Source organism: Oleiphilus sp. HI0079 (assembly GCF_001635105.1).
This window is the reverse complement of record NZ_LWFT01000084.1, coordinates 1-770: the sequence shown is the minus strand read 5'-3', so window position 1 is coordinate 770 and position 770 is coordinate 1. Positions and strand designations below refer to the sequence as shown.

Below are 770 nucleotides of genomic sequence, written 5' to 3'. Positions count from 1 at the left end.
ATACCCATCGTTTCTTACCACGAAGAGTGTTGTCTGGGTAAATAAGGAGAAACCCTTTGATTATAAGAAGCGTGAGGATTTGATTGGCCATACTGGCGCAACCGTCATTCATAATAGCTTTGGCGAAGAATTTGATGAATTTGCGAAAGCCAGTTTGGATTTGAATGGTGTCGCTAGTCTGCGTCAGGCTTTTGATATGTTAGTGCTTGGGCGAGTCGATTACTTGTTGTATGAGAATAGCCCTGCACAAGCTTACAGTAGGACTTGGGGAGTAAGCGATAAGGTTGCGGTGCTCGGAGATGGAATTAGCGCAGAGGGCTTGTATCTTACGCTGTCGCACAGCTCTTCATGTAACACGGGCGCTCTAAGAGGGAAACTCACCAAGGCGCTACGAGAAATCGTTGAGAGTGGGCAGGCTGAAAAGGCCCTCCAGAAGGGCCTTGCTCTTTGGCAGAAGATTCATCCGCAAGGCGATAGTTTAGAGTGAGTCTTTCGCCTTGGTCGTTAGCAAACGGGCGGCTGCCTTGCATAAACATCAAATCCGAGTAGCTTGGATGAGCAGGTTGCGGGGGCTTAGTGTGCGGTCACAAAACGTACTCAGGGTCACCATGTAGTTCTGCTCTTCCAAGTAAAGTGCGCGATCTAGCGCCAACCACAACTCTAAAGGCCGGTTAAAGAGTCGCCTTAGAAGCTCCAAACGAAATACCTCCCCATAGCGANCCTCCCCGCGCCTTAGATACAGATCGTAATCGATATCGTCAGGAAGAGTT

At 49.0% G+C, this 770-nt stretch carries 1 protein-coding gene; it reads left to right on the top strand.

What is annotated here, in order from left to right; genetic code table 11:
* A partial coding sequence (locus A3750_RS01295) for an ABC transporter substrate-binding protein (RefSeq protein ID WP_156498294.1) occupies positions 1 to 487 on the top strand: 487 nt, incomplete at its 5' end.
* Positions 488 to 770: the final 283 nt, after the last annotated feature.